25 protein-coding genes are annotated in these 22722 nt (G+C 57.6%); 11 read left to right on the plus strand and 14 right to left on the minus strand.

Features of this window, described 5'->3' with window-relative positions:
* Positions 1 to 82 precede the first annotated feature (82 nt).
* On the minus strand, positions 83 to 853 hold the full coding sequence (locus CHN51_RS03380) for a glucose 1-dehydrogenase (protein WP_100092753.1): 771 nt from the start codon (positions 851 to 853) through the stop codon (positions 83 to 85).
* Positions 854 to 934: 81 nt separating this feature from the next.
* Here CHN51_RS03380 and CHN51_RS03385 point away from each other — a divergent pair, with 81 nt between their 5' ends.
* Positions 935 to 1318, plus strand: a complete 384-nt coding sequence (locus CHN51_RS03385) for a nuclear transport factor 2 family protein (protein ID WP_206169960.1) — start codon at positions 935 to 937, stop codon at positions 1316 to 1318.
* 16 nt (positions 1319 to 1334) lie between these two features.
* Here the strand turns inward: CHN51_RS03385 and CHN51_RS03390 are convergent, their stop codons facing one another.
* From CHN51_RS03390 to CHN51_RS03400, 3 genes are all read right to left on the minus strand, one after another.
* Entirely contained in the window at positions 1335 to 2474 is a 1140-nt protein-coding gene (locus CHN51_RS03390; RefSeq protein WP_100092754.1) for an acyl-CoA dehydrogenase, read from the minus strand.
* Positions 2475 to 2486: 12 nt separating this feature from the next.
* Entirely contained in the window at positions 2487 to 3698 is a 1212-nt protein-coding gene (locus CHN51_RS03395) for an acyl-CoA dehydrogenase family protein (protein WP_100092755.1), read from the minus strand.
* Between the two features lie 86 nt (positions 3699 to 3784).
* Complete coding sequence (locus CHN51_RS03400; RefSeq protein ID WP_100095408.1) at positions 3785 to 4786, minus strand: NADP-dependent oxidoreductase; 1002 nt, start codon at positions 4784 to 4786, stop codon at positions 3785 to 3787.
* Between the two features lie 295 nt (positions 4787 to 5081).
* Between CHN51_RS03400 and CHN51_RS03405 the strand changes: the two genes are divergently transcribed.
* From CHN51_RS03405 to CHN51_RS03420, 4 genes are all read left to right on the plus strand, one after another.
* A complete protein-coding gene (locus CHN51_RS03405; protein WP_240616852.1) occupies positions 5082 to 6065 on the plus strand; it encodes a thiamine pyrophosphate-dependent dehydrogenase E1 component subunit alpha in 984 nt (327 codons plus the stop codon).
* Entirely contained in the window at positions 6062 to 7054 is a 993-nt protein-coding gene (locus CHN51_RS03410; protein ID WP_100092757.1) for an alpha-ketoacid dehydrogenase subunit beta, read from the plus strand. Before CHN51_RS03405 ends, CHN51_RS03410 begins: the two co-directional genes overlap by 4 nt.
* A gap of 6 nt (positions 7055 to 7060) precedes the next feature.
* A complete protein-coding gene (locus CHN51_RS03415) occupies positions 7061 to 7294 on the plus strand; it encodes a biotin/lipoyl-containing protein (protein ID WP_067197704.1) in 234 nt (77 codons plus the stop codon).
* A 118-nt stretch (positions 7295 to 7412) separates the two neighbouring features.
* Positions 7413 to 8225 carry a helix-turn-helix transcriptional regulator gene (locus tag CHN51_RS03420; RefSeq protein ID WP_100092758.1) on the plus strand — a complete coding sequence of 271 codons (813 nt, stop codon included), beginning with the start codon at positions 7413 to 7415 and terminating at the stop codon, positions 8223 to 8225.
* A 3-nt stretch (positions 8226 to 8228) separates the two neighbouring features.
* Here the strand turns inward: CHN51_RS03420 and CHN51_RS03425 are convergent, their stop codons facing one another.
* Together CHN51_RS03425 and CHN51_RS03430 are read right to left on the minus strand one after the other, a co-directional pair.
* Positions 8229 to 8651, minus strand: a complete 423-nt coding sequence (locus CHN51_RS03425) for a PaaI family thioesterase (RefSeq protein WP_100092759.1) — start codon at positions 8649 to 8651, stop codon at positions 8229 to 8231.
* Positions 8652 to 8653: 2 nt separating this feature from the next.
* Positions 8654 to 10234 (minus strand): aromatic ring-hydroxylating dioxygenase subunit alpha, encoded by a 1581-nt coding sequence (locus tag CHN51_RS03430; RefSeq protein WP_100092760.1) that lies wholly within the window; start codon positions 10232 to 10234, stop codon positions 8654 to 8656.
* Between the two features lie 179 nt (positions 10235 to 10413).
* Here CHN51_RS03430 and CHN51_RS03435 point away from each other — a divergent pair, with 179 nt between their 5' ends.
* The 5 genes from CHN51_RS03435 (at position 10414) to CHN51_RS03455 (ending at position 14269) form a co-directional block, all read left to right on the plus strand.
* Positions 10414 to 11043 carry a glutathione S-transferase family protein gene (locus tag CHN51_RS03435; RefSeq protein WP_100092761.1) on the plus strand — a complete coding sequence of 210 codons (630 nt, stop codon included), beginning with the start codon at positions 10414 to 10416 and terminating at the stop codon, positions 11041 to 11043.
* Positions 11040 to 11588, plus strand: coding sequence for a VOC family protein (locus tag CHN51_RS03440; RefSeq protein WP_100092762.1), 549 nt, complete (start codon positions 11040 to 11042; stop codon positions 11586 to 11588). The genes CHN51_RS03435 and CHN51_RS03440 overlap by 4 nt, the downstream gene beginning before the upstream one ends.
* Positions 11589 to 12374: a ThuA domain-containing protein gene (locus tag CHN51_RS03445; RefSeq protein WP_100092763.1), complete on the plus strand. Its 786-nt coding sequence runs from the start codon at positions 11589 to 11591 to the stop codon at positions 12372 to 12374.
* Positions 12375 to 12406: 32 nt separating this feature from the next.
* The gene (locus tag CHN51_RS03450; protein ID WP_100092764.1) at positions 12407 to 13165 is read left to right on the plus strand and encodes an SDR family oxidoreductase; all 759 of its coding nucleotides are present in this window, start codon (positions 12407 to 12409) and stop codon (positions 13163 to 13165) included.
* Positions 13166 to 13360: 195 nt separating this feature from the next.
* Positions 13361 to 14269 (plus strand): DMT family transporter, encoded by a 909-nt coding sequence (locus tag CHN51_RS03455; protein WP_100092765.1) that lies wholly within the window; start codon positions 13361 to 13363, stop codon positions 14267 to 14269.
* A gap of 60 nt (positions 14270 to 14329) precedes the next feature.
* On the opposite strand, the gene CHN51_RS03460 is transcribed toward CHN51_RS03455, so the two are convergent.
* The 3 genes from CHN51_RS03460 to CHN51_RS03470 form a co-directional block, all read right to left on the minus strand.
* Positions 14330 to 15250, minus strand: a complete 921-nt coding sequence (locus tag CHN51_RS03460) for a M14 family metallocarboxypeptidase (protein WP_100092766.1) — start codon at positions 15248 to 15250, stop codon at positions 14330 to 14332.
* A gap of 139 nt (positions 15251 to 15389) precedes the next feature.
* The gene (locus tag CHN51_RS03465) at positions 15390 to 16133 is read right to left on the minus strand and encodes an enoyl-CoA hydratase/isomerase family protein (RefSeq protein ID WP_100092767.1); all 744 of its coding nucleotides are present in this window, start codon (positions 16131 to 16133) and stop codon (positions 15390 to 15392) included.
* A 119-nt stretch (positions 16134 to 16252) separates the two neighbouring features.
* Entirely contained in the window at positions 16253 to 17839 is a 1587-nt protein-coding gene (locus tag CHN51_RS03470) for a fatty acid--CoA ligase (RefSeq protein ID WP_100092768.1), read from the minus strand.
* 146 nt (positions 17840 to 17985) lie between these two features.
* Between CHN51_RS03470 and CHN51_RS03475 the strand changes: the two genes are divergently transcribed.
* The gene (locus CHN51_RS03475) at positions 17986 to 18783 is read left to right on the plus strand and encodes a TIM barrel protein (RefSeq protein ID WP_100092769.1); all 798 of its coding nucleotides are present in this window, start codon (positions 17986 to 17988) and stop codon (positions 18781 to 18783) included.
* On the opposite strand, the gene CHN51_RS03480 is transcribed toward CHN51_RS03475, so the two are convergent.
* Genes CHN51_RS03480 through CHN51_RS03500 form a run of 5 tightly spaced genes read right to left on the minus strand, consistent with a single transcriptional unit; the run spans position 18780 to position 22680 of the window.
* A complete protein-coding gene (locus CHN51_RS03480) occupies positions 18780 to 20042 on the minus strand; it encodes a serine hydrolase domain-containing protein (RefSeq protein ID WP_100092770.1) in 1263 nt (420 codons plus the stop codon). The genes CHN51_RS03475 and CHN51_RS03480 overlap by 4 nt on opposite strands.
* A gap of 10 nt (positions 20043 to 20052) precedes the next feature.
* Positions 20053 to 20694, minus strand: a complete 642-nt coding sequence (locus tag CHN51_RS03485; protein ID WP_100092771.1) for a 3-oxoacid CoA-transferase subunit B — start codon at positions 20692 to 20694, stop codon at positions 20053 to 20055.
* Positions 20695 to 20696: 2 nt separating this feature from the next.
* Complete coding sequence (locus tag CHN51_RS03490) at positions 20697 to 21593, minus strand: hypothetical protein (RefSeq protein ID WP_123906224.1); 897 nt, start codon at positions 21591 to 21593, stop codon at positions 20697 to 20699.
* 47 nt (positions 21594 to 21640) lie between these two features.
* A complete protein-coding gene (locus CHN51_RS03495; protein ID WP_100092773.1) occupies positions 21641 to 21973 on the minus strand; it encodes a DUF5076 domain-containing protein in 333 nt (110 codons plus the stop codon).
* Positions 21973 to 22680: a CoA transferase subunit A gene (locus CHN51_RS03500; RefSeq protein ID WP_100092774.1), complete on the minus strand. Its 708-nt coding sequence runs from the start codon at positions 22678 to 22680 to the stop codon at positions 21973 to 21975. The genes CHN51_RS03495 and CHN51_RS03500 overlap by 1 nt, the downstream gene beginning before the upstream one ends.
* Positions 22681 to 22722: the final 42 nt, after the last annotated feature.

The raw sequence follows: 22722 nt of genomic DNA on the forward strand, positions 1-22722 counted from the left end.
GAAGATCTCTCCTTTTATGCGAGTCCTATAAGGGGGAAAGCGGGCGGCAAATAACTGCCAAAACGGCTAGGATATTCACGCGCTAGTAGCCCGGATGTACCGCCAGCATGCCGCCATCGACCAGTAGGTCACTACCGGTGACGAAGCTGCTGTCATCGCTGGCCAGATATACTGCGGCAGCGGCCAGATCACTGCCCTGCCCGATCCGGTTCAACGGCGACATGGCCGCAGCCATTTCGACCATCCCGGGAACGCTTTTGGCGGCCGTGTCGATAATCCCTGTATGGGTCGCGCCGGGGACCAGATTGTTGCAGCGGATATTCAATCCCGCTTGCGCGCAATGGACGGCCACCGATTTGGACAACATGCGCACTGCGCTTTTGGAAGCCGTGTATGTCACATCACCGGGGAGCGCCGCGAAAGCGCTGGTCGATGCGATGTTGATAATCGAACCACAGGAGCCGCCGGGATTGGCTTTCATCGCGGCAATCGCCTTCTGGCAACCGAGCATCACCCCGGTCAGATTGATCCCGAGCAAATGGTGCCAGCTTTCGAGATCGACATCCTCGATAGTCTTGCCGATCACGATTCCGGCATTGTTGACCAAGATATCGAGCCGGCCAAATTCACTGCGCGCCTTCTCCATCACTCCATCCCAGGATTGCGCGTCGGCAACATCCTGCACCATGAACAAGGCGCCCGCTTCCTCCGCAACCGACTGGCCGAGGGCCTCCTGTACGTCGGTAGACAGCACTTTGGCGCCTTCCCGGACAAAGCGCTCGACCGTCGCGGCTCCGATACCGGACGCTCCCCCGGTGACAATGGCGATCTTCCCCTCCAATTGACCCGACATATTCTTCTCCCTATCAAATTCAGCAGAGGCTTATCCTGCCCCGGCGCTCTAGTTCCCGCTATCTATAATGCGAAAGGATGCATGATGCTCACTCCGGAATATATGAAGCAAATTGTCGACCAGTATCTGGCCGCGATCAACGATGGCGACATGCACGCGGTCATGGAAATCTATGCCGATGACGCTGCGGTCGAGGATCCGGCCGGCACAGAGCCCAAGCGTGGCGACGATATCCTGCAATTTTACACCAATGCCTTTTCCGGCGGCGCGAAAGTGGAACTGACCGGCCCCGTGCGCATTTCGGCAAAAGCAGCGGCCTTTCCGTTCCGCGCCGAGATCAACCAGGAAGGCGGAGCGGTTCTGGTCGTGGAAGTCATCGATATTTTCGAGTTTAACCCGGACGGCAAAGTCGACAAGATGACTGCGCATTTTGGACCTGCCAATGTTACGGTGAAGACCGCCTAGACCTTTCCAGAATCGATCAAAAACCGGAATTTTTTGCCCAGCGGTCACTGTGGAAACCAGCATCGCCAAACATCTGCTGGGCGACATGGACCCGCTTGAAATACAGCCCGACGTCATATTCGTCGGTCACGCCGATCCCGCCATGCATCTGGATGGCCTCCTTGGTCGCCAGCTGAGCGACCTGACCGGTCTTGGCCTTGGCCAGCGAACAGGTCATGCCGGCATTGTCGAAATCCGCATCGAGATCCTTGAGTGATTTGAGCACCGCCGATTTCATCATTTCAATCTCGGTTGCCAGATGGGCGGCCCGATGCTGCAACCCCTGGAAAGAGCCGATTTTCTGGCCGAATTGCTCGCGTTCCTTGAGATAGTCGGTAGTCACCCCGAAAACCTGCTGGGCCGAACCGGACATTTCCGCGCTCAGCACGGCACGGCCGGCCGACAATATACCCTCGAGCGCGCCATAGCCGCCATCCAGTTCGCCCAAAATGTCGTCCCCGGTAACCTCAAGGCCGTCGATCGAAATATTGGCAGCGTTGCGACTATCCACCATCGGCGTATATTCGCGCGTGATTTCCGGCGCATTGGCGTCCACGAGAAACAGCGTGATGCCTTGCGGATCGCCCTGCTCTCCCGAAGTACGGGCCGCGATGATCAGCTTGTCGGCCACATGGCCATCGGCAACAAAAGTCTTGGCCCCGGAGAGAGTGAAGCCGTTGCCCGACGGCTTGGCGGAAAAAGCAATCCGGCTGGGATTGTGCCGCGGGCCCTCGTCCACGGCCAGCGCATAGAGCTTTTCACCGCTGCTGATCGCCGCCAGATTTTCCTCTTTCTGTTTCTCCGTCCCATATTGCTGGATCGCCGTAGCGCCCAGAACGGACGTGGAGAAAAAAGGCGAGGCGGTCAGATTGCGGCCCATCTGTTCGGCCAGCACCCCGGCACCGACATAGCCGAAGCCGCTGCCGCCATGTTCTTCTTCGACGATGATTCCGGCCCAGCCCATCTCCGCCATCTCGGACCATAGTTCGCGGCAGAAACCGTCCGCCGGCTTGTTGTCGCGCACCTTGCGGAAGGCGGACACGGGCGCTTTCTCGGCCAGGAAACCGTTCGCTGCATCCTGCAGCATTTCTTGTTCTTCGCTCAGTATCAACGGCATGACAAATTCGCCCTATTGGCTCGGCAATCCCAAGACACGCTTGGAAATGATGTTAAATTGAACTTCGGTGGTACCGCCGAGGATCGAATAGGCCCGGTTATAGAGCCAGTTATTGGCCAGACTGCCATATTCAATGCCATCTTCACCGATGGTGGCCGCAGTCGTGCCTTCTATGTCCATACGCAATTCGGTACCGCGCTTCGTGAGTTCCGAGGCAGCATATTTGAGCATCGAGGATTTCGCGCCCAGACCATTGCCGGCATTGGCTTCATCCGTGAGCCGCTCGACTGTGAGATTATAAGCCCAATTGTCCAGTTCCGCCTGCGCGATGCTCTGGCGCAATGCGGGATCGTCCAGACGACCGGAAGCATCGAGACCGATTTTCTCGGCTGCATATTTGCCCAGGCTCTCCGGTCCGCTGGTGCCGCGCAGGGGCGACATCGTACCGAGCATGCCGCGCTCGTGCACCAGCAGATTCTTCGCCACATCCCAGCCGCGATTGACCTCGCCGACGACCGAGGCATTATTCTCGCCATAGCTTTTCGGCACTTTGACATTGTCGAAAAATGTCTCGCAAAAGGGCGAATGGCCGGAAATGAGGACGATGGGCTTCACGCTGATCCCCTCGCTCGCCATGTCCATGAGGATGAACGTGATGCCCTTGTGCTTGGGAGCATCGAAATCGGTCCGCACCAGACAGAATATCCAGTCGGAAATATCGGCGTTGGACGTCCAGATCTTCTGGCCGTTGATCAGCCAGTGATCACCCTTGTCCTCGCATTTGGTCTTGAGCGACGCGAGATCCGAACCGGCTCCCGGCTCGGAATAGCCCTGGCACCAGCGGATTTCGCCGCGCGCGATTGCGGTTAGGTGCTGCGCCTTCTGTTCGTGGGTACCATAAGCCAGCAAAGCGGGGCCGAGCATCGAGATACCGAAATTGCTCAGCGGCTTGCGGGCGTCGATGGCCTGACGCTCTTCATCCAGTATCTTGGCTTCGTCGGCCGAAAGTCCGGCACCACCATATTCTTTGGGCCAGGTCGGTACCGTATAGCCTTTTGCCAAGGCCCGCTCGAACCAGACTTTCTGGGCTTCGGACTGGAATTCCCATTGCCGCCCGCCCCAGCACTGGTTTTCGGCAGTAATATCCCCGTCGCGCATTTCCTCGGGACAGTTTTCCTGCAGCCATGCCCGCACTTCCGTGCGGAAATTTTCTAGATCGCTCATGACTTAACCTCTCGTGACAACCATGTCATATGTCAGCCGGCATGATGCGGGCACTGCGCATTTAGTTAGCGATATCATCCTAACCATCAGTCCAGACGGAGCATTTGCTTGCCGAAATTCTGGCCCGCGAACAACCGCTTCAATGTGGCCGGAATATTGTCAAAGCCTTCCTGGATATCTTCTTTGAAGGTTATTCTGCCTTCCTTGATCCACTGCCGCATGCGCTTTTGCGCTTCGGGAAATTCACTTGCATAGTCGGATACAATAAAGCCCGACATGCTGGCCCGCTTGAAGATCAGGTTGAAGTAATTTTCAGGACCGGCCGGCATGTCGCCCTGTTCGTAACGGGAGATACCACCGCAGATCGCAACGCGGGCATGCATGGCAATATGGGCCAGCGCGTCGTTCAGGATCTTGCCGCCGACATTGTCATAAAAGACATTGATCGACTGGGCGCAATGCTCCTTCAGCTTCGCCCGGACATCGTCATTCTTATAGTCGATGGCCACATCATAGCCAACTTCGTCGGTCAGCCATTTGCATTTCTCTTCACCGCCAGCGATGCCAATGGTGCGGCAGCCGGCAATTTTGGCAATCTGCCCGACCATCGAGCCGGTCGCGCCAGCCGCGCCGGACACGACAACCGTATCACCGGGCTGGGGCCGGCCGTGCTTCAGCAGGCCAAAATAGGCGGTCATGCCGGTCGTGCCGAGCGCACCCAGGTTGGCCGCAAGAAGATCGTCATCGGGAATCTTGTGCAATTCGCCGCCGGGCACATGCGCATAATCCTGCCAGCGCAGCATTCCCATCACCTTGTCGCCAGCCGAATAGCCGGGATGACGTGATTCGATGACGGTGCCGATACCGGATCCGCGCATAACCTCGCCGATCTCTGTCGGCGCAACATAGCCGCCGATATTCTCCATCCAGCCTTTTTGCGCCGGATCGAATCCCAATATCTCGTTTTTCACCAGCACATGGCCTTCGGCGCATTCCGGAACCTCGGTGACGACCTTTTTGAAATCATCGTCCACCAGCCCGCGCCCCTTGGGACGTCCGTTGATCAACCATTGCCTGTTGTCGGTCATTTTTTCTCTCCATTGGAAGACTTGAAATCTTGTTAGACGGATTTCTTCGCTCAACCGAACTGCCAGCTTTGATAGCTGATCGATTAAAACGGCGGTCACGCGCCGTTGGCGGAAATATTTTCCGCGCATGACCGGCGCTTTTCCCCCATAGTACCGGACAGAGATCGTCCGGTCCGGAGCTCGCCTGTTCGCGGCTCACTCCCTATAACAATAGTGGCGGGTCGGGCCGCTCGCGCTATGAAGTTTTTAAGGAAAGCGTCCCCTCCAGAGGGCCGCATTACAAAGGAGCAAAGCCTTGGCCAATAGTGACATGGCGGACAAAGACGTCCTCATCGATATTTTCACCCGCGCCGACCTGATCATGCAGTCGGATATCAAATTCCGTCAGATGATCGGAGCGGGTCAACTGCAAATCGTCTATTATCCTGTGCGCGGACAGGAAGTTGTCTCGTCGGCAATGATGGCCGCGGTGAACAAGGAAGATTATCTGGTTACGATCTATCGCGGCCTGCACGACCAGCTCGCCAAGGGCATCCCTTCCAAGGATCTCTGGGCCGAATTTGCCGGCAAGATGGCCGGAACCTGCAAGGGCAAGGGCGGACCGATGCATATCACCCATCCCGAAACCGGAGTGATGGTGACCACCGGTATCGTCGGGTCCGGCATTCCCATTGCCAACGGCCTCGCGCTAGCCAGCCAGCTGGACAAGGACGGCAAGGTCACGGTCTGCTGCTTCGGTGATGGCGCGACCAATATCGGTGCCTTTCACGAAGGGCTGAACATGGCGCAGATCTGGAAACTGCCCGTCATTTTCCTGTGCCAGAACAATCTCTATTCCGAACATACACCGATGGCATTTGCGACCAGTTCGGATTCGATCAAGCAGCGCGGCGAAGGCCTGGGCATGCGTTCTGTCCAGGTGAACGGCAATGATGCCAGCGCCATGTATGCTGCTGCGAAAGAAGCCGTCGAATATGCGCGGGCAGGCCATGGACCGACCCTAATCGAGGCGATGACCTTCCGTTTCCACGGCCATCTGCTCGGCGACACCAGCCATTATATTCCGAAAGAGGAAATGGAGCAGGCGAAGAAGGACGATCCGATGCCGATCCTGCGCCAGCAATTGCTCGACCTGCAGATCAGCGAAGCCGATATTGCAGCGATTGAGGCGAAAAATGCCGCAATCATCGAAGAAGCGTCACAATTTGCGCTGGATACACCTTATCCTCCGGGCGACGAATATCGCATCGATGTCCTCGACGTGGAGATTGCAGCATGAGCGAGAAACCAAAAGACATCATGTTCGCCCAGGCCTGCAACATGGCCATGGCCAAAGCGATGGAAGATGATCCCAAAGTCATATTGATGGGCGAAGACATCGCCGACGAGCAAGGCGGCGGCGTGTTCAAGGTCACCCTCGGCCTGTCCGAGCGATTCGGCACCGACCGCGTCCGTTCCACCCCGATTTCCGAACAGGCCATTGTCGGCGCTGCAGTGGGCTCCGCGATGGTCGGCTACAAGCCGGTTGCGGAAATCATGCTGATGAACTTCATCACCGTTGCCATGGACCAGATCGTCAACCACGCGGCCAAGCTGCGGTTCATGTCGGGCGGGCAGACGACCGTCCCGCTGACCATCCGCACCACCACCGGTGCCGGTACCGGTCTTGGTGGCCAGCATAGCGATATGCTCGAAGCGTGGCTTGCGCACGTGCCCGGACTGAAAGTCGTCGCTGCCTCCAATCCGGCTGACGCTTATGGTCTGCTCTACTCCTCGATCATGGATCCCAATCCGGTGATCTTCATCGAGAATACGCCAGGCTATTTCGTCAAGGGCCCTGCCCCCGCACCGGACCACGTGGTACCGCTCGGCAAGGCATCGGTTCCTCGCGAAGGCACGGACATCACGCTGATCGGCTATGGCAGCAGCATCAGCCGCTGCCACGCCGCCGCAGAGAAGCTGGCGGACGACGGCATCTCGTGCGAGATTGTCGACCTCCGCACGATCGCGCCATTTGACGAAGAAACCGTGCTGGAAAGCGTCGCCAAGACCAAGGCAGCGGTCGTCGTTCATGAAGCGGTCCGGAATTTCGGTGTGGGTGCCGAAATATCCTCGCGCATTCATGAAGAACTTTTCTCCGAACTGAAGGCACCCGTGGGCCGCGTCGGCTCCGGCTATGCACCAGTTCCTTTCTCTCCCGCGATCGAAAAGGCCTGGATGTTCAGCCAGGACGATATCGAACGCGAAGTGCACAAAATCTTAGGGTAAAATATAATGGCTACTGAAATTAGAATACCGAAACTGGGCTTCAGCATGGAATCCGGGATCCTCGCAGAATGGCTGGTCGAGGACGGAGCCGACGTCACGGCGGGTCAGGAAATCTACGCCCTGGAAAACGAAAAATCGACCCAGGAAGTCGAATCCCCTGCCAGCGGAAAGCTGAAGATTATCATCCAAGCCGACGGCGAGGAATATCCGGTTGGCGAACTGATCGGAACGATCGAATAGCAAAGGCCACAAGTCTCTACCCATCCTATCACTATCGTTAGGAATGTTTGGTTGACTACAAAACCAAACGACGCGACACACTGCGAATAATTATAAGCGTCGCAAGGAGTAGTGTTGGATGGCCGAGAATTTTATTGCCGAAATTCCCGAGATTGGACGGAAACGTTTTCGGGAAGATGTAGACAGTGTTACCATCACCAATCCGGCGGAAATTCGTCCCGCTGCGGAGGCGGTTAACAAAATCGCGCAATCCTATGGATTCCGGATTGCGGTTTCGGCGGATATTTCGTCCAAGGCGCATCTCGTCGATGCGGACGGCAATCTGATCAACAAGGATGTGTTCGGCTGGGTCGCCGAAGGCGAGCGCTGGTGGGAAGACACCCGTCTTGCGCTCAGCTCTCCCCTGCCCCGGGCCTGCCGATACGAAAGCGAGCCGATCTGGTGCAACGCCGAGGGCTTTCACGGACATTGGCCGAACGAATATCTCGACAAGATCGATCTCAAGGATTTCTACGCCCAGTCCCAGACTTCGAAATCGCACATCCTCATTCCCGTACATCTGCCGTTCGGGCAGATCGCTGCGGTCAGCTTCTCAACGCTTGAACATGGTATCACCGATCTCACCGAAGCCTATCGGCTCTATTCCGACTTTTTCGGCATCGTGACCGGCCGGTTCGTCACCGGCTATGTCCTCGCCATGCGCGAGAAACACCGCATGCCGGCCAATTGCATCCTGTCGAAGCGCGAAGCCGAATGCCTGCACTGGGCCGCGATCGGCAAGACCGACAAGGAAATCAGCATGATCCTGTCGCTCAGCCACGCGACGATCCGTTATCACGTGAACCGGGCCGGGCAGAAGCTGAACAGTGTCAATCGCGGACAGACGATATTCAAGGCCGGCCAGCTGGGCTATCTCGGCGCGACAGACTAGGGTCTATTTCCGCAATATCGCGAAGACCGCGGTCATCGTCATCAGCACCGCTTCGCCGCACACAATCTGGCCGCTGCAATAGGCGGTGCGCTTGCTGATCCTGTCTATCCGGGCATAGGCCTCTACCCAGTCACCGAGCTTTGCTCCGGCCAGATAATTTGTGTTGAGGTTCATCGTTGCCACCGGCAGCGCAGGCTTTTCGGCGCGGTGTACCTGATAGCTGAGCGCAACATCCGCCAACGTACCCAGCACACCGCCGTGAGCAACCTTGATATGATTGATATGCCCCTCGTTGATCCGGGTCGCGACAATGATGCCACCCTCACCCTGGCGCTCATAATATGGCCCGGCCATGTCAAGAAACGGGCTGGAAAATTTCGCTCGTTCAAAACCGGCCGGGATATTATCGGCAGAGAGACTATCCAAAGTCAGGCAGCCGCTCTTTTCGGGCTTTTCGGAGGCTCGTCGGAATTCAGCCACAGGTTCAGCGTTTCGTGGAAGTGGCGGAGTTTGGATTCCTGATATTGCGCAAATAGGGAAACGCCGTCGGGCTGGCTTTTCACGCCCTTTTGCATCGCCTTGTGATTGAGATAGTCCTGATTGAAAATCTTGTTCAGATAGCTGCCGAATTCCGTCGCCTGGGTATAGTCGTCATGTAGGTCCAGGAAGGTGCATTTCGCCGGCTCGGGGCGCTCCGCGCCTTCGGGCAGGGCGACCATGAACATGACTTCATGCAGCGATTGCTCGGGATTGTCGCCATCCGGGCGGAACCGGTAGAAGATGGGATTGAAATCGGCCCAGGGGCTGATGTTAGGGAAGACGCTGTAGAAAATGGCGTCAACCAGATCGGCATCGCTGATGTCGTCGACCATATCACCCCAGGTCGGGCGCATTTCCTCGCGCCGCGCCTGCGCCGCCTCATCCCGCAAGGCATGGGCAGAAACATCGCTATAGACCATCGGCATATCTTCTTCCGCGGCCGCAATCTTGCCGCCGATCCAGTTGCACATATGCGGATCGGCCGATGTCACATCGCCCTCGATATAATTGGCGTTCATGTCGAAGATGCCGCTCTTGCCATTGGGCAGGGTCACTTTGACCCGGTCCTCTTCCAGCCGCTCGAACTTGTGCTTGCTGATCGGGTGGATGAAGCTCTGGAATGCTTTTGCATCCGGAAAGGCGGTCGGATCGGGATTGACCAGATCGGTATGCGGGCTCGGCTGGCCGTGAGCAGACATGGCCCGGGAAAAATTATGCCAGACATCATATTTGCTGTTCGCGTCGGCGAAGGCCGGCATCAGTTCGGGATGGGTGCCGACCACATGATAGGATTCCATGAAGGCTTCCTGCGCGATCTTCCAGTTGCACGGCAACCGCTTGATCATGTGGGCCGCCTTGTAGCGCCGCTCGAACGGAATCTGGAAATGGCGATCGATATCGCCGAGGAAATCCTCCAGCGGCTCGCAATTCGGGTCCGGATTGATGAATACAAAACCGCCCCATTCACCGACACTGACTTCCTTCAGACTGTGCGTTTCTTCGCTGACCGACGGAAAATCCCACTGGCACGGCACTTCCTTGAGCTTGCCATTGAGCTCCCATGACCAGCCATGGAACGGGCAGCGCAGCGCCTTCTGGCCTTTTTTGTGATTGTCGCAGATCGCCCGGCCGCGATGCATGCAGCTGTTCGGAAAGGCCTTGATCTCGTCTTCGGAGACCCGGACCACCAAAAAGGAGAGCTCGGCAATATCGTAGACAAAGGTGTCACCGACATTCTTGATTTCATCCTTGTGGCAAGCCATCTGCCAGACGCGTTTCCAGAGCTTCTCGACTTCGCGGTCATGCTCTTCCTTGGACCAGTAGCGGCTGACCTCGACGGTGGTGACGCCCGGCTCCATGGGAGATTCTTCGAGGAACACAGCGGGAGGCGCAACTTTGTCGCCTTCCAGCAATTCGGTATAGGAAATGCCGTTCGACCGATTATGTCCGGTTAAAGTCTCAACCATCATCTTCTCCTGAAAACTAAACGTCTTTGTTTCGATCAAAATAACCTAAAGAGGCCGCTCGGCCACTAGTGAATCTGGCAGCATCGCCTGTTGTTTTTGAGAGGATAGCCCTCGGCGATTACCTGTGTATCTTTACATCATATAGAGACGGAAGCGAATCCGCCCCGAAGGAGAAATCTCACGTGAAGCTTTATTCAAGCCTTGGTCCCAATCCCCGATTCATTCGCATGTTCATCCTCGAAAAGGGGCTTGATGTCGAACGCGTCCATATCGACATTCTGACAGCGGAAAACCGACAACCGGAATTCGCGGACAAGAATATCCTGGGCACAACGCCGGTGCTCGAACTCGACAATGGCTTCATGCTGAGCGAGATCATGGCGATCGCCGAATATCTGGAAGAAACCCATCCCGAACCCGCGCTGATCGGATCAACGCCGCAGGAGCGCGCCGAAGTGCGGATGTGGACCCGCCGGATCGATCTTGAAATCGCCGTTCCGATGACCCTCGGCTTCCGTGGCGGTGCCGGACGGCCGATGTTCGAACCGCGGATGGATGTCGTCGGCGCGGAAGGCGCGGCCGACCTGTCGCGTATGGCCGACAATAAATGGAAATGGCTCGACGGCCAGCTCGAGGGCAGAGACTATATCTGCCAGGACAAGTTCACCATGGCCGACCTCATCGCCTATTGCTTCATCCAGTTCGGCTATACCGTCGGCTGGGCGCTGCCAGAAGGAACGGACAATCTGGCGAAATTTGTCGACCGGATCGGCGAGCGCCCCTCCTCGACAGTCTGGCAGGACAGCGAATGAGCGAGAAACCAGCCTCTCTCGCCAAGCTCGGCACGATCATGCAGATCAGCTATGTGCCGGACGATTATGATGCGGCGCTCGATTACTGGACCCAGAAAATGGGCGCCGGCCCGTTTTTCCACACCGAGAAAGTCGAGGTGGAAAATGTCAAATATCGCGGCGAGCCGTCCGATATCCAGTTCTCCATGGCGATCGGCTATTGGGGTGATGTTCAGGTTGAGCTGATCCGCCCCAATAATGATGCGCCCTCCATGTTCAAGGACTGGCGCGAGAAAGGGCTTCAGGGCGTCCAGCATCTGTGTCTGGTGGTTGACGATCTCGACCATGCCCGCGCGCTGACCGAAGAGGCCGGCGGCGAGGTCATTCAGGAAGTCAGCTTACCCGGCGGTGTCGGCGGCGCTTTCTACGCTGACTATGGCGGCGGCCCCGGTACGATTATCGAATATCTGCAGATCCCGCAGGCCGGCCTCGACGGCTTTGCTGCGATGCGCCAGATGCATCTCGACTGGGATGGCCAGACAAACCCCGTGATAGGAAAAGAATAGATGAGCGAAGCGCCCGAACGCCGCCCCGACCAGAAACCGATCCAGTGCGTGCTGGTCGCTGCCGGCAAATATCATGATATTGATTACGCCCGTCTCGAGGTGATGAAACTGCTCGCCGAGGATGACCGCATCCGGGTGCGGGTGTTCGAGGATTATGAAAATCTCGAAGCGATCCAGAACGCAGATTTTCTGGTCAGCTATACCTGCGACCTGCAGCCCAGCGAGGCAGCCCAAAAGAATATTCAGGATTTCGTCAACGGCGGTGGCCGCTATTTTGCTCTGCACGGCACCAACGCGGTGCTGAAATTTCTGGACAATGGCCTGGTCGACGCGCCGGACGAAATGCCGGTCTTTGCCGACACGCTCGGTACCCGCTTCCTGTCGCACCCACCGATTATTCCGTTCACCGTCGACAATGCCCAGCCCGATCATCCATTGGTCAAGGGTATCCCGAGCTTTGAAACCGTCGACGAGCAATATCTGGTCGAGACCCGCGCCGAACTCGATGTGTTGCTCGACACCGAATATAATGGCACCGACGACATCAGCGGCTTCGTCCACAGCGATATCAAGAAAAGCCGCCACCCGGTCTTCTATATCCGCCGGATGGGCGAAGGCGCCGTGCTCTATCTGACCATGGGTCACTGCCGCGGCCATTATGATATGGAGCCGGTCCTCGACTGGTGGCCGGAAGTGGACCGTTCCGGCTGGCAGCAGCCGATCATCTATGATCTGCTCCGCCGCGGCATCGGCTGGAGCTGCGAACCGGCCATAGCAAAATTCTAACCCCGATTTCACGAAACACAAAGGAGAAGACAATGGATTTAGGACTCAAGGGCAAGAAAGTCATTCTCACCGGCGGAAGCCGTGGCCTCGGGCGCGCTGCGCTGGAACATTTTGCAGCAGAAGGCGCTGATGTCGCCTTCTTCTCGCGCAATGCCGAACAGGTAGCGGCGGCGAAAAAGGAACTGGAAGCCCATGGCGGCAAGGTGTTCGCTGATGCGCTCGATATGACCGATCTCGACGGCTATGCCAAATGGCTGGAAAAAGCCGCAGGCGATCTCGGCGGCTGCGATATTTTCATCCACAATGTCAGCTCCTCCGGTGCCGGCGCGACCGGTGACTGGGAAGTCACCTTCAACACCGACATCCTCGGCGCGGTCAAGGCAATGGAGGTTCTCGAACCCCATCTGGAAAAATCGGACGACGGCAGCGTGATCTTCATGTCTTCTACCGCAGCCTTCGAAACCTTCGTCGCGCCACAGGCCTTCAACGCGATGAAAGCCGCGCTGATCACCTATGGCAGCCAGCTCAGCCAGGCGCTCGGCCCCAAGGGTATCCGCGTCAACATGGTCTCCCCCGGTCCGATCAAATTCCCGGGCGGCAACTGGTCCCAGATCGAAAAGGGCATGCCGGAATTTTACGAAGGCACGAAAGCCGGCTTTGCTCTCGGTGATTTCGGCACCGCCGATGACGTCGCCCGCGGCGTCGTCTTCCTCGCCAGCCCGGCGTCCAGCTACACCACAGGCGCGCATCTGGTCATCGACGGCGGCTTTACCAAACGCGTACAATTCTAAATTGAAAAGCTTCCCCTTCCTGATGGAGGGGGAAGCTTGATCTTCCCTTTACGGGTTTCCGTATCACCACCGAGGGCGTAAGCCCGATTTACGGTCGCTTCCGCTGATCAGGCTACCTCGCCAAAACCATCATTGTGATCACTCACCCAATGATTTTATGATGCAAGCGATCCAAAGCGCATTATAGCGCGCGTCATGTCGTCCCCGCTATCAAAGATCACCCGAACATCGGCGCTTTGGAAAGCCGTGCCCTATCTCGCTTTATTTGGCGGGATGGTGTCCCTGGCGGTTGGGACCTCCTTTGCGAAACAGCTGTTTCCGGTGATTGGCGCGGAGGGAACCGCCGCGCTGCGGGTCAGCCTGTCGGCGCTGATATTGCTCTGCATCTGGCGCCCCTGGCGTTTCAGGCTGAACCGGGCCGATGCAGTGCGTGTGCTCTTATACGGGCTCGTGCTGGGGCTTATGAACCTTACATTCTATCTGTCGCTACGGACCATTCCGCTGGGACCGGCCATCGCGATCGAATTTACCGGACCATTGGCTCTGGCGTTAATTCATGCGCGGCGCTGGATCCATTTTCTCTGGGTAGGCTGTGCAGTGGCAGGCCTGGGACTTCTGCTCCCTCTCCGCGGCGGCATATATGCGTTAGATCCCGTAGGCATTGCTTTCGCAGCCGCAGCGGGTCTGTTCTGGGCTCTATATATCATTTTCGGAAAAAGCCTGTCGCACATGCACGCAGGACAGTCCGTGGCACTGGGAATGAGCACCGCTGCTATCGTCATCCTGCCCTTCGGCGTCATGAGCGCCGGAACGGCCTTGCTGTTGCCCTCCGTCCTGTTTTTGGGCCTGGGTGTTGCCCTGCTATCCAGCGCCTTGCCTTATTCCCTCGAGATGATTGCCCTGCGCCATATCCCGGAGCGGACGTTTGGCGTCATGCTATCTGCGGAACCGGCCATAGGTGCGGTCGCAGGCATGGTCATCCTCCATGAGCAACTCAGCGGCCTGCAATGGTTCGCCATCGGCTGTATAGTCATAGCCTCTATCGGCGCGCTCCTGACGACAGAATCAGACAATCCGATCGCCACTCCCGGTGCACCGGCATAGATGGGCGATTGCACCGGCAAGCAAATCTAGCGATCCGCTAAAACCGACATTTCAGTCGGCTCACATATGAGCGAGCGCGAAATCGAGAGCTGCGCAAACGGCAGTCACTTGCGCGTTGTTGCATTCCCGGGGCGTCGCCCGCTCGCTGTCCGGATAGACTTCGGTTGTCGTCTTGAACCGGGCATCCGTGATGGCGCCGCACATCGCATATTGGGCTTGCGGATATTCGATCACACCGTGCGCGACTACGGGCGAGCCTATAATCATATTATTCTCATCCGGCGGAGCGATATGGGTTACCCGTTCGACCGCCGAAATGATGGACTGCTGGAAGGCAGGTTGCGGGCTCTCGCTATCGTCAACCAGATAGAATCCGTCCGGCACGGTATCAGGCACATAGTTTTTCCCGTCTCGTGCCGCCAGCGCGGGACGAAACTCGGTCTCGTCGCTGTCGGTTGTTTCATGCAGGTCGATATGCAGAAGGAACGGCCCGGGCTGCGCAGCCACCAATGCCATCAGCGCGGCACACTCAGCCGCTTCGCTGCCTGTCTTGAAGTTGCGATTGGGATCCAGCGCGTTGTAATTCCAACGGTTTACGCGCTCGTAGGCCCAGGGGCTCACGCAAGGTGCTACCAGAAGATTGCATTTCCCCGCATAATTGGCTGCGTACTTTTCCAGAAATTCAAGCGCGCCCATGATTCCGCTCGTTTCATATCCGTGGACTCCGCCAGTTACCAGCGCTGTGGGCAGAGCCGGATCGTGAGGACCGTTGCGAAGAGCGAAGAGCGAATAAATATCGTCAGCGTAATCGAGTTGACCATAGGAGATAATTTCAAATTGGTCAGCCAGAGCCTCGATCCGCGGCACCACATCCTCGGCGTAGCGGCGCCGGGTGGATTGACCGGCCCGCCATTGCTTCCGCTCCTCATCTCCCCATGGCTGGCCCGAAGTTCCGATCGGATAAAAAGGGGTGCCGTTCATTCTGGTCTCACTGGCTAGGTTCGCAAATCACGACTTGCGAGTTGCGCTGCCAATTCTAGACGAATTTCGACTTAGTGCCAGAGTTGCTGTCCGCTTTCAGAATAATACAGCCCCCGAAAACACGCGGTTCATCTCTCCATCACTTCCCTTTGCTGGTAAAAGCTCCAATCCTCTGATGCATATCGGGACCATGGCCTTCGCTCTCCATCACTTCCCACTGCAGCCCTGCATCAAGCGGACCGCCATCGGTTGCTTCGAGCAGGCGCTTGTTGGCAGCGTGAGAGAAACCGGAATTGGCGACAATCTTGCCGGCAAGCGCCGCAATCTCGGCGTCAAATTGCGCGAGCGGCACCGCATATTCGGCAAGACCAATGCGCACCGCTTCCTCGGCATTGATCATGTCGGCGGTAAACATCAGCCGTTTGGCGGTGGCAACGCCCACTCGCCGCGGCAACCGCTGGCTCATCCCCCACACCGGGGTCAGCGCCCATTTTGCATGGGTGTCGCCAAAGCGCGCGCTATCCGCTGCGAGAATGAAATCCGCTGCCAAAGCCACTTCCAGAGCCCCGGTGTAGCAATGGCCGTGCACCGCCGCGATCACCGGCTTGGGCAGTTTTTCAAGCATCCGCAAGGTTTCGGAATGCCAGCCGGCCGACGGCACCGCTTCGCCCGCGGCAATATCGCCGAGATCATGCCCGGCGGAAAAACATTTGCCCGCACCGCGGAGCACGACGCAACCGATGCTGTCATCTTTACGCAGATTCTCGACATGGCCGCGCAGCTCCCGGAACATCGCCACGGTCAAAGCATTGAGCTTGTCGGGGCGATTGAGCGTCAACAGCGCCCAGCCATCCTGATCTTCACGCAGTACGAGATTCGTCATGGATTCACTCCCTTTGTCGGACTCCGTTCGTGCTGAGCTTGTCGAAGCACCTCTCGACGAGAAGTGCCCTTCGACAGACTCAGGGCGAACGGTTTACTGGTCCCCGCCTGCTCGATCGGTCAGTTGACCGCCCGATCCTTGCCTTCCCAATAAGGCGCCCGCAGATCCTTGCGCAAGATCTTGCCCGAGGGATTGCGCGGCAGGGCGTCGATGAAATCGATCGACTTGGGACATTTATAGCCAGCGATCCGGTTTCGCGCATCGGCGATCAGTTCCGCTTCCGTCAGCGTCTCGCCCTTTTTGACAACCACACAGGCCTTCACCGCCTCGCCCCATTTTTCGTCAGGAACACCGATCACCGCAACGTCGGCAACCTTGGGATTGGCATAAAGCGCATTTTCGACTTCCGCCGGATAGACATTTTCGCCGCCGGAGATGATCATGTCCTTAAGCCGGTCCTGGATATAGAGATAACCGTCCTCGTCGAGATAGCCGGCATCGCCGGTGCGCAGCCAGCCGTCGGCATCGATGGTCTCGGCGGTCGCTTCCGGACGGTTCCAATAGCCCTTCATATTCTTTGCCGACCGGGTGGAAATCTCGCCAATCGTGCGCGGCGGCAATGTCTCTCCGGTTTCGGGGTCGATGATCTTGAGTTCAACGCCGGGCAGCGGTGTGCCGACCGAGCGCATCTTCTCATTGCCGTTGACATCATGGTCTTCGGGATTGAGCGTGGTGATCGTCCCTGACGTTTCGGTCATGCCGTACATCTGGACGAAGCCGCAGCCGAGCACATCCATCGCCTGTTTCATCAGTTCGAGCGGAATCGGCGATGCTCCGTAGGTGATATATTGCAGATCGGAAAAATCGACCTCCCTGGCGCGCGGGTGGTTGAGCAATATCTGGATCGCCGCCGGCACCATGAAGATTTTCGAGATCGTATATTTCTCGATCAGGTCCAGCGCCTGGGTCGGATCATATTCCGGCAGGACAACGGCGCTGCCGCCGGTGAACATCACGCCCAGTCCGGTGCCGGTTCCGCTGATATGGAAACAGGGCATGGCCAGCAGGGTAATCTCGCCCGGGATCGGTTTTTGCCAGTCCATCAGATCATCTTCGGAGATTCCCGAACTGCGCGAGGAGAAAATCGACCCGCTGGTCATGATCGCTCCCTTGGGGTGACCGGTCGTGCCCGAAGTATAGAGCTGCAGTGCGTCATCTTCCTCGGCGCAGGGCACCATCGGATCGATAGCGTCAAAACCGTCGCGCCATTCCGGGTAGCTGCCATATTCGCCCTCGGCCTTCTCGCTGCCCAGGATCAGCCGGACATGTTCGAGATCGGCGTCGATCTTGCGGACCAGATCGTCAAAACCGGGGCCGATGAACAGGATGCTGGCCTGGCAGTCATTGAGGATATAGGCCACTTCCGGCGGGGCCAGTCGCCAGTTGACCGGAACCATGACCGCACCCAGCTTCGCGGCGCCGACCAGAATCTCGAAATAGAGGTGACTGTTCTTGCCCATATAGGCGATCCGGTCGCCCTTGCCGACGCCTCTCGATTTCAGCGCCTGCGCTGCCCGGCTGCTGCCTTCGTCGAGCGCCGCATAGGTCATCTCATCGCCTTCATAGGTGAAAACGACGGAAACCGGCTGTTCCTGCGCGTGAAAACGCACCACATCGGCAACGGAAATAATATCTTCTTCGGTCATGCAACGGTCCTCTTGGCGCGATTCTGTGATCGGCTTTTCCATGGAATACATAGAGACGCCATGACATGATACAGCTAGCAGATTGACTAGCCGCAAAGCCCCCACTCCGGTGGCAAAAGCAATGCAAGCTGCTTTAGGGTAAATCCATGCGCAAACTGGCATTGCATCAGATCACCTTGATGGAGGGCGGGCCGGAGGGTCTGGTTCACTTTGCCGCCGAAGCCGGACTGGACGGGGTCTGCCTGTTCACCGCCACGCCGCGCGATGCAAATGGCCAGACCATGTTCCCGGTCGTCGATGCGGCGACCGCTTCATCCTTCAAGCGTCTGCTTCGCGATCATCAGATGAATCTCGTAAACGCAGAATATTTCCCGGTAATGGCGGCGCAGGATGTGGCGGACTATCTTCCCGCGATAGGTCTGGCCGCCGAACTGGGCGCCAGGCGGCTGGTAAGCCATATCCACGAAACCGATGCGCACCGTGCGGAAGACCAGCTTGCGAAATTATGCCTCCTGGCGCTCGACCACGGGATGGAGGTCGGTCTGGAGTTCACGGGATTTTCTGCTGGTTGCCACAGTCTGCAGGATGCCGTCGCGCTTCATGGCTGTGTGGACCGGCCCAATCTGAAAATCGCGATCGATGCACTCCATCTGTTTCGCACCGGCGGCGACCTAGCACAATTACAGGCCGTGGACCCGGCGATCATCGGCTATGCCCAGCTGTGCGACGGACCGGATTTCCGGCTGTCGGACGCCTATCTGGATGAAGCGATGAACCGGATGGTCCCCGGTGAGGGAATATTTCCACTGGCGGAACTGGTCGCCCTGCTGGGACCACAAGTCGATATCGACATCGAGGTACCGAATTTTGCCGGGCCAGCGGATTGCGATGCAGAGGTCTGGGCGCAACGCGCGGTCTACGGCTGTCGCAAATTGCTGGGCTAGGATGCCGGGGGTTGTGATACCTTCGGTACAGGCAGGTCCGACAGATCGAGCCAATCATGTGCGGACTGGCCGTAAAAGCTGTCCAGCACCGCGAAGGGCAGGCCGAAGGGTCGTCCCCAGCCACTGTTCCACATCGCGACCACGCCGGTCTTCGCCACCGGATCGAAAATCATCGTCGAGCGGAAGCCGTCCACGGCGCCACTATGCCCGACCAGTTGCCGGCCGGAATAGGTAAAGCTCCGCCAGCCGAGCCCGTAATGCGGATCACCCAATGCCCGGGCCAGATCGCCGCTATAGACGCGCCGGGTGCGGACCAGCGGTGCGTGGGCGAGCATCAGCGCCTTCTCCGACAGGACATCTTTATTCTCGCCCATCTGCGCGCGCATCCAGCGGGCCATATCGACGATATCGCTGCTCACACCGGCAGCTGCAGGCACCCGCCAGTAGGATTCCGACAGGGTCCGCACCTGATCACCGCGATGCGGCCGCGCCCAGCTTTTTGACCCGGTCAGGCCGGCCATGCCGAATTGCGCGCTTTTCATGCCAAGCGGCTCGAACAGCCTTTTCTGGACCGCGTCAGAATATAGGGTTCCCGCTGCCTGCCCCAATATCTCGGTCGCCGCATCAAAGGCGATATTCTGGTAGCTGTGACAGCTGCCCGGCACACATTGCAACGGCGCGTCGACAAGCTGCTTGCGGAGCAGCCCCGGATCCTGGCCATCCTCCAGCTTGCTATCAAAGGCATTTTTTGTGAGACCGGTGCGGTGCGAGAGCAGTTGTGCCAGCGTGATTTGCGTTTCGGCATTTCCAGGCAGTTGCAGCGAGGAGTGCCAGCTGCTCAGCGGTGCGTCCAGATTGAGCCCACCTTCTTCCGACAATTTGGCCGCAAGCGATCCCGCCACGCCTTTTGAAACCGAAGCCCAGCGGAATACCGTATCGGGCATCACCCGCTTGCCGCTTTCCTTGTCGGCCACGCCATATGTGCCGATGAAGCGGAGTTCGCCTTCCTCGACAATGGCGACCGCCAGCCCTGCCATTTCGGGTCGCGCCGCCAGCACGGTAAAATCGCGGTCGAGGCCACGATAATCGATTCTGCCGTGCCAGTCATCGGCGGCGACGGGTAGTTTTTGTTCAGCTTCCGGCTGCGCCAGCAAGGGCAGTGGAAAACCCGTTCGCTGTTCGACCAGCGCGCGATAGCCATACCAGCCAACGAGCAGCAGAGCCGCCAGCCCGAACAGCAGCACCAGAGATTTTTTCACGTCCCGTAACTTATAATGCTATTTCATAGGCAGCGGTGGTTTTCGCGGCGACATCCTCGGCGCTGATACCCGGAGCCAGTTCGATCAGCCGGAACGGGCTGTCATGGTCGGGCCGCTGGAACACACATAGATCGGTAATGATCATGTCGACGACATTGGTGCCGGTCAGCGGCAAGGTGCATTCCGGAATGAACTTGGGACTGCCATCCTTTGCGCAATGATCCATCACGACGATGATCTTCTTCACACCCGCAACCAGGTCCATCGCGCCGCCCATGCCCTTGATCATCTTGCCGGGAATCATCCAGTTGGCGATATCACCATTTTCGGCAATTTCCATCGCGCCCAAAACGGTCAGGTCGATATGGCCGCCGCGGATCATGGCAAAGCTGTCGGACGAACCGAAATAGCTCGATGAGGGCAGTTCGCTGATCGTCTGCTTGCCGGCGTTGATCAGATCGGGATCGATCTCGTCCTCATAGGGAAAGGGTCCGATACCCAGCATCCCGTTCTCGCTCTGCAAGGTGACCTCCACGCCCGGCGGAATATGATTGGCGACCAGCGTGGGAATGCCGATGCCGAGATTCACATAATAGCCGTCATGCAGTTCCTTTGCCGCCCGAGCGGCCATTTCATCGCGAGTCCAGGGCATAGTCATCCTTCTTTGTCATCTGGTTTGGCTACCATTTCCTTGGTCGCTTCCACAAGTGGGGGCGGCGTTAGAAACCAGCCGTTGTCGAACATATGATTGAGCGTAATGGCTCCGTCGGGCTCCAGCAAATAATCATAAAGCTCGTCGAAATCAGCACGGTTGTCGCCCGCAATGGCGACAATGCAATAGTTGCGTGCTGCATCCCAACGCCGAACCTGTTTGCGGTCTTCCCCGCCGCGGTCAAGGAAAAGAAAATCATCCGATTCGGAATGGGAAAAACCAGCTTCGTTGAGAATGGCGGAAATTCTCCCGGATGCAGCAACCGGATGATCGGACAGCCAAATCACGCTGATCTGGGCAAAATGCAGACGGTTGAGCGCTTCGACCAGACCATTTTGCCGGTAAAGCGTCTCGGCCTTCAGGAGCCCGGCAGCTGCCGGGCCATCGAGATCAATGAGCACGGCCAGTGGTTTGCCTTCGCAATCCATGGTTTCGGGCTGAAAAATATCCACGCGCGGAACCAGTACCACCGATTCCACGCCCTCTCCCGTTTCCAGTCTGGCCGATTGTTTCAGGGCATGAGCTGCAAAATTGGCATAAGGCGAAGCGCCCGGCACCAACGGCTGAAAATTTTGAGACTCCCGGTCAGCCGAGCCACTTTCCAGATCAAGCTCCGCAATTTCAAATGCGCCGCCCTGTCCGGCAAGGTCGTCAGAGGGCACCGGCAAACCTGCCGCGCTGTCGCCGTCGAGCCCGATCGTCACGGAGCCGACCGGCATTCCCAGACCAATCGCACCGGATGCAACCAGCTCCTGCTTCGCCCGGCCGCGATCGATCTCGTTTTTGCCAATCGTCCCCAGAGCGGCCAGCGGCAGCAGCGCTGCGACGCAACCTGACAAGAGCGTGCAAGCTGATAAAGATAGAAATATATGGCCAGCTCTCGACATCAGTTCGGTTTTTCATAATCCTGAACGGTATCGAGGTCGGTTGTATTTCGATCGCGTTCGGCTTCCAGCCCGGACCAAATTCTTCGCAACGCTTCTGTTTCGCTTATATCATGGGCCTGGGCGAAAGCTCTGGCCCCATGCCGGATGGCATCGACCATCAGCATGCCGAACATCTCTGGCTGAGCCAGCTTGTCAGGTTGAATCAGACACGTAGCAGGACCGTTATCCTCTACCCAGAGCCTCGCGACTTCATGGGATTGATCCAGAAAGTCATATTCATCGACTGCAATTGCGTTGATGAACCGGCCCTCAGATTTTTTTTCCTCAGCCATCAGGCGTCTGCGCGTTCCCGGGTCATGCGGAATTCGATCTTCTTGTCATAGGGCGACCCATCGATCAGGCGTTTTACATAGATGCCCGGCAAATGGATGCAATCCGGATCCAGTTCGCCGACTTCGACGATTTCCTCGACCTCGGCGACGCAAATCTTGCCTGCGGTCGCCATCGGCGCATTGAAATTCCGCGCCGTCTTGCGAAACATCAGATTGCCCGCCTTGTCGGCCTTCCAGCCCTTGATCAGGCAGAGGTCGGCGAAAATGCCGCGCTCAAGAATATAGGTCTCGCCATCGAATTCCTTATGCTCCTTGCCCTCGGCCACCTGCGTGCCGACGCCGGTCTTGGTATAAAAGCCGGGAATACCCGCGCCACCAGACCGGCACCGTTCGGCCAGCGTTCCCTGTGGACAGAATTCCACTTTCAGTTCGCCGGAGAGAAACTGCCGCTCAAATTCCTTGTTCTCGCCGACATAGGAGGAGATCATTTTCTTCACCTGGCGCGAACGCAACAATTTGCCGAGCCCCTCGTTATCGATGCCGGCATTGTTGGATGCGATGGTGAGCCCCTTGACGCCGTCTTCCTGGATCGCATCAATCAACTTTTCCGGAATTCCGCACAGGCCGAAACCGCCAACGCAGAGATGCATTCCGTCAAATAAAAGGCCCTCGAGAGCGGCCGCCGCATCCGGATAGATTTTTTTCATAAACTTGCTTTCCTGACTGGTTGTCTGCCGTCTAGCGCAGGA

This window comes from Sphingorhabdus sp. YGSMI21 (assembly GCF_002776575.1).
Taxonomy (GTDB): Bacteria; Pseudomonadota; Alphaproteobacteria; order Sphingomonadales; family Sphingomonadaceae; genus Parasphingorhabdus.

Excerpts from the sequence above, each read along its gene's own strand:
- CHN51_RS03380 (WP_100092753.1), bottom strand. The coding sequence starts at position 853 with ATGTCGGGTCAATTGGAGGGGAAGATCGCCATTGTCACCGGGGGAGCG.
- CHN51_RS03385 (WP_206169960.1), top strand. The coding sequence starts at position 935 with ATGATGCTCACTCCGGAATATATGAAGCAAATTGTCGACCAGTATCTG.
- CHN51_RS03390 (WP_100092754.1), bottom strand. The coding sequence starts at position 2,474 with ATGCCGTTGATACTGAGCGAAGAACAAGAAATGCTGCAGGATGCAGCG.
- CHN51_RS03395 (WP_100092755.1), bottom strand. The coding sequence starts at position 3,698 with ATGAGCGATCTAGAAAATTTCCGCACGGAAGTGCGGGCATGGCTGCAG.
- CHN51_RS03400 (WP_100095408.1), bottom strand. The coding sequence starts at position 4,786 with ATGACCGACAACAGGCAATGGTTGATCAACGGACGTCCCAAGGGGCGC.
- CHN51_RS03410 (WP_100092757.1), top strand. The coding sequence starts at position 6,062 with ATGAGCGAGAAACCAAAAGACATCATGTTCGCCCAGGCCTGCAACATG.
- CHN51_RS03415 (WP_067197704.1), top strand. The coding sequence starts at position 7,061 with ATGGCTACTGAAATTAGAATACCGAAACTGGGCTTCAGCATGGAATCC.
- CHN51_RS03420 (WP_100092758.1), top strand. The coding sequence starts at position 7,413 with ATGGCCGAGAATTTTATTGCCGAAATTCCCGAGATTGGACGGAAACGT.
- CHN51_RS03430 (WP_100092760.1), bottom strand. The coding sequence starts at position 10,234 with ATGATGGTTGAGACTTTAACCGGACATAATCGGTCGAACGGCATTTCC.
- CHN51_RS03440 (WP_100092762.1), top strand. The coding sequence starts at position 11,040 with ATGAGCGAGAAACCAGCCTCTCTCGCCAAGCTCGGCACGATCATGCAG.
- CHN51_RS03445 (WP_100092763.1), top strand. The coding sequence starts at position 11,589 with ATGAGCGAAGCGCCCGAACGCCGCCCCGACCAGAAACCGATCCAGTGC.
- CHN51_RS03450 (WP_100092764.1), top strand. The coding sequence starts at position 12,407 with ATGGATTTAGGACTCAAGGGCAAGAAAGTCATTCTCACCGGCGGAAGC.
- CHN51_RS03455 (WP_100092765.1), top strand. The coding sequence starts at position 13,361 with ATGTCGTCCCCGCTATCAAAGATCACCCGAACATCGGCGCTTTGGAAA.
- CHN51_RS03460 (WP_100092766.1), bottom strand. The coding sequence starts at position 15,250 with ATGAACGGCACCCCTTTTTATCCGATCGGAACTTCGGGCCAGCCATGG.
- CHN51_RS03465 (WP_100092767.1), bottom strand. The coding sequence starts at position 16,133 with ATGACGAATCTCGTACTGCGTGAAGATCAGGATGGCTGGGCGCTGTTG.
- CHN51_RS03470 (WP_100092768.1), bottom strand. The coding sequence starts at position 17,839 with ATGACCGAAGAAGATATTATTTCCGTTGCCGATGTGGTGCGTTTTCAC.
- CHN51_RS03475 (WP_100092769.1), top strand. The coding sequence starts at position 17,986 with ATGCGCAAACTGGCATTGCATCAGATCACCTTGATGGAGGGCGGGCCG.
- CHN51_RS03485 (WP_100092771.1), bottom strand. The coding sequence starts at position 20,694 with ATGCCCTGGACTCGCGATGAAATGGCCGCTCGGGCGGCAAAGGAACTG.
- CHN51_RS03495 (WP_100092773.1), bottom strand. The coding sequence starts at position 21,973 with ATGGCTGAGGAAAAAAAATCTGAGGGCCGGTTCATCAACGCAATTGCA.
- CHN51_RS03500 (WP_100092774.1), bottom strand. The coding sequence starts at position 22,680 with ATGAAAAAAATCTATCCGGATGCGGCGGCCGCTCTCGAGGGCCTTTTA.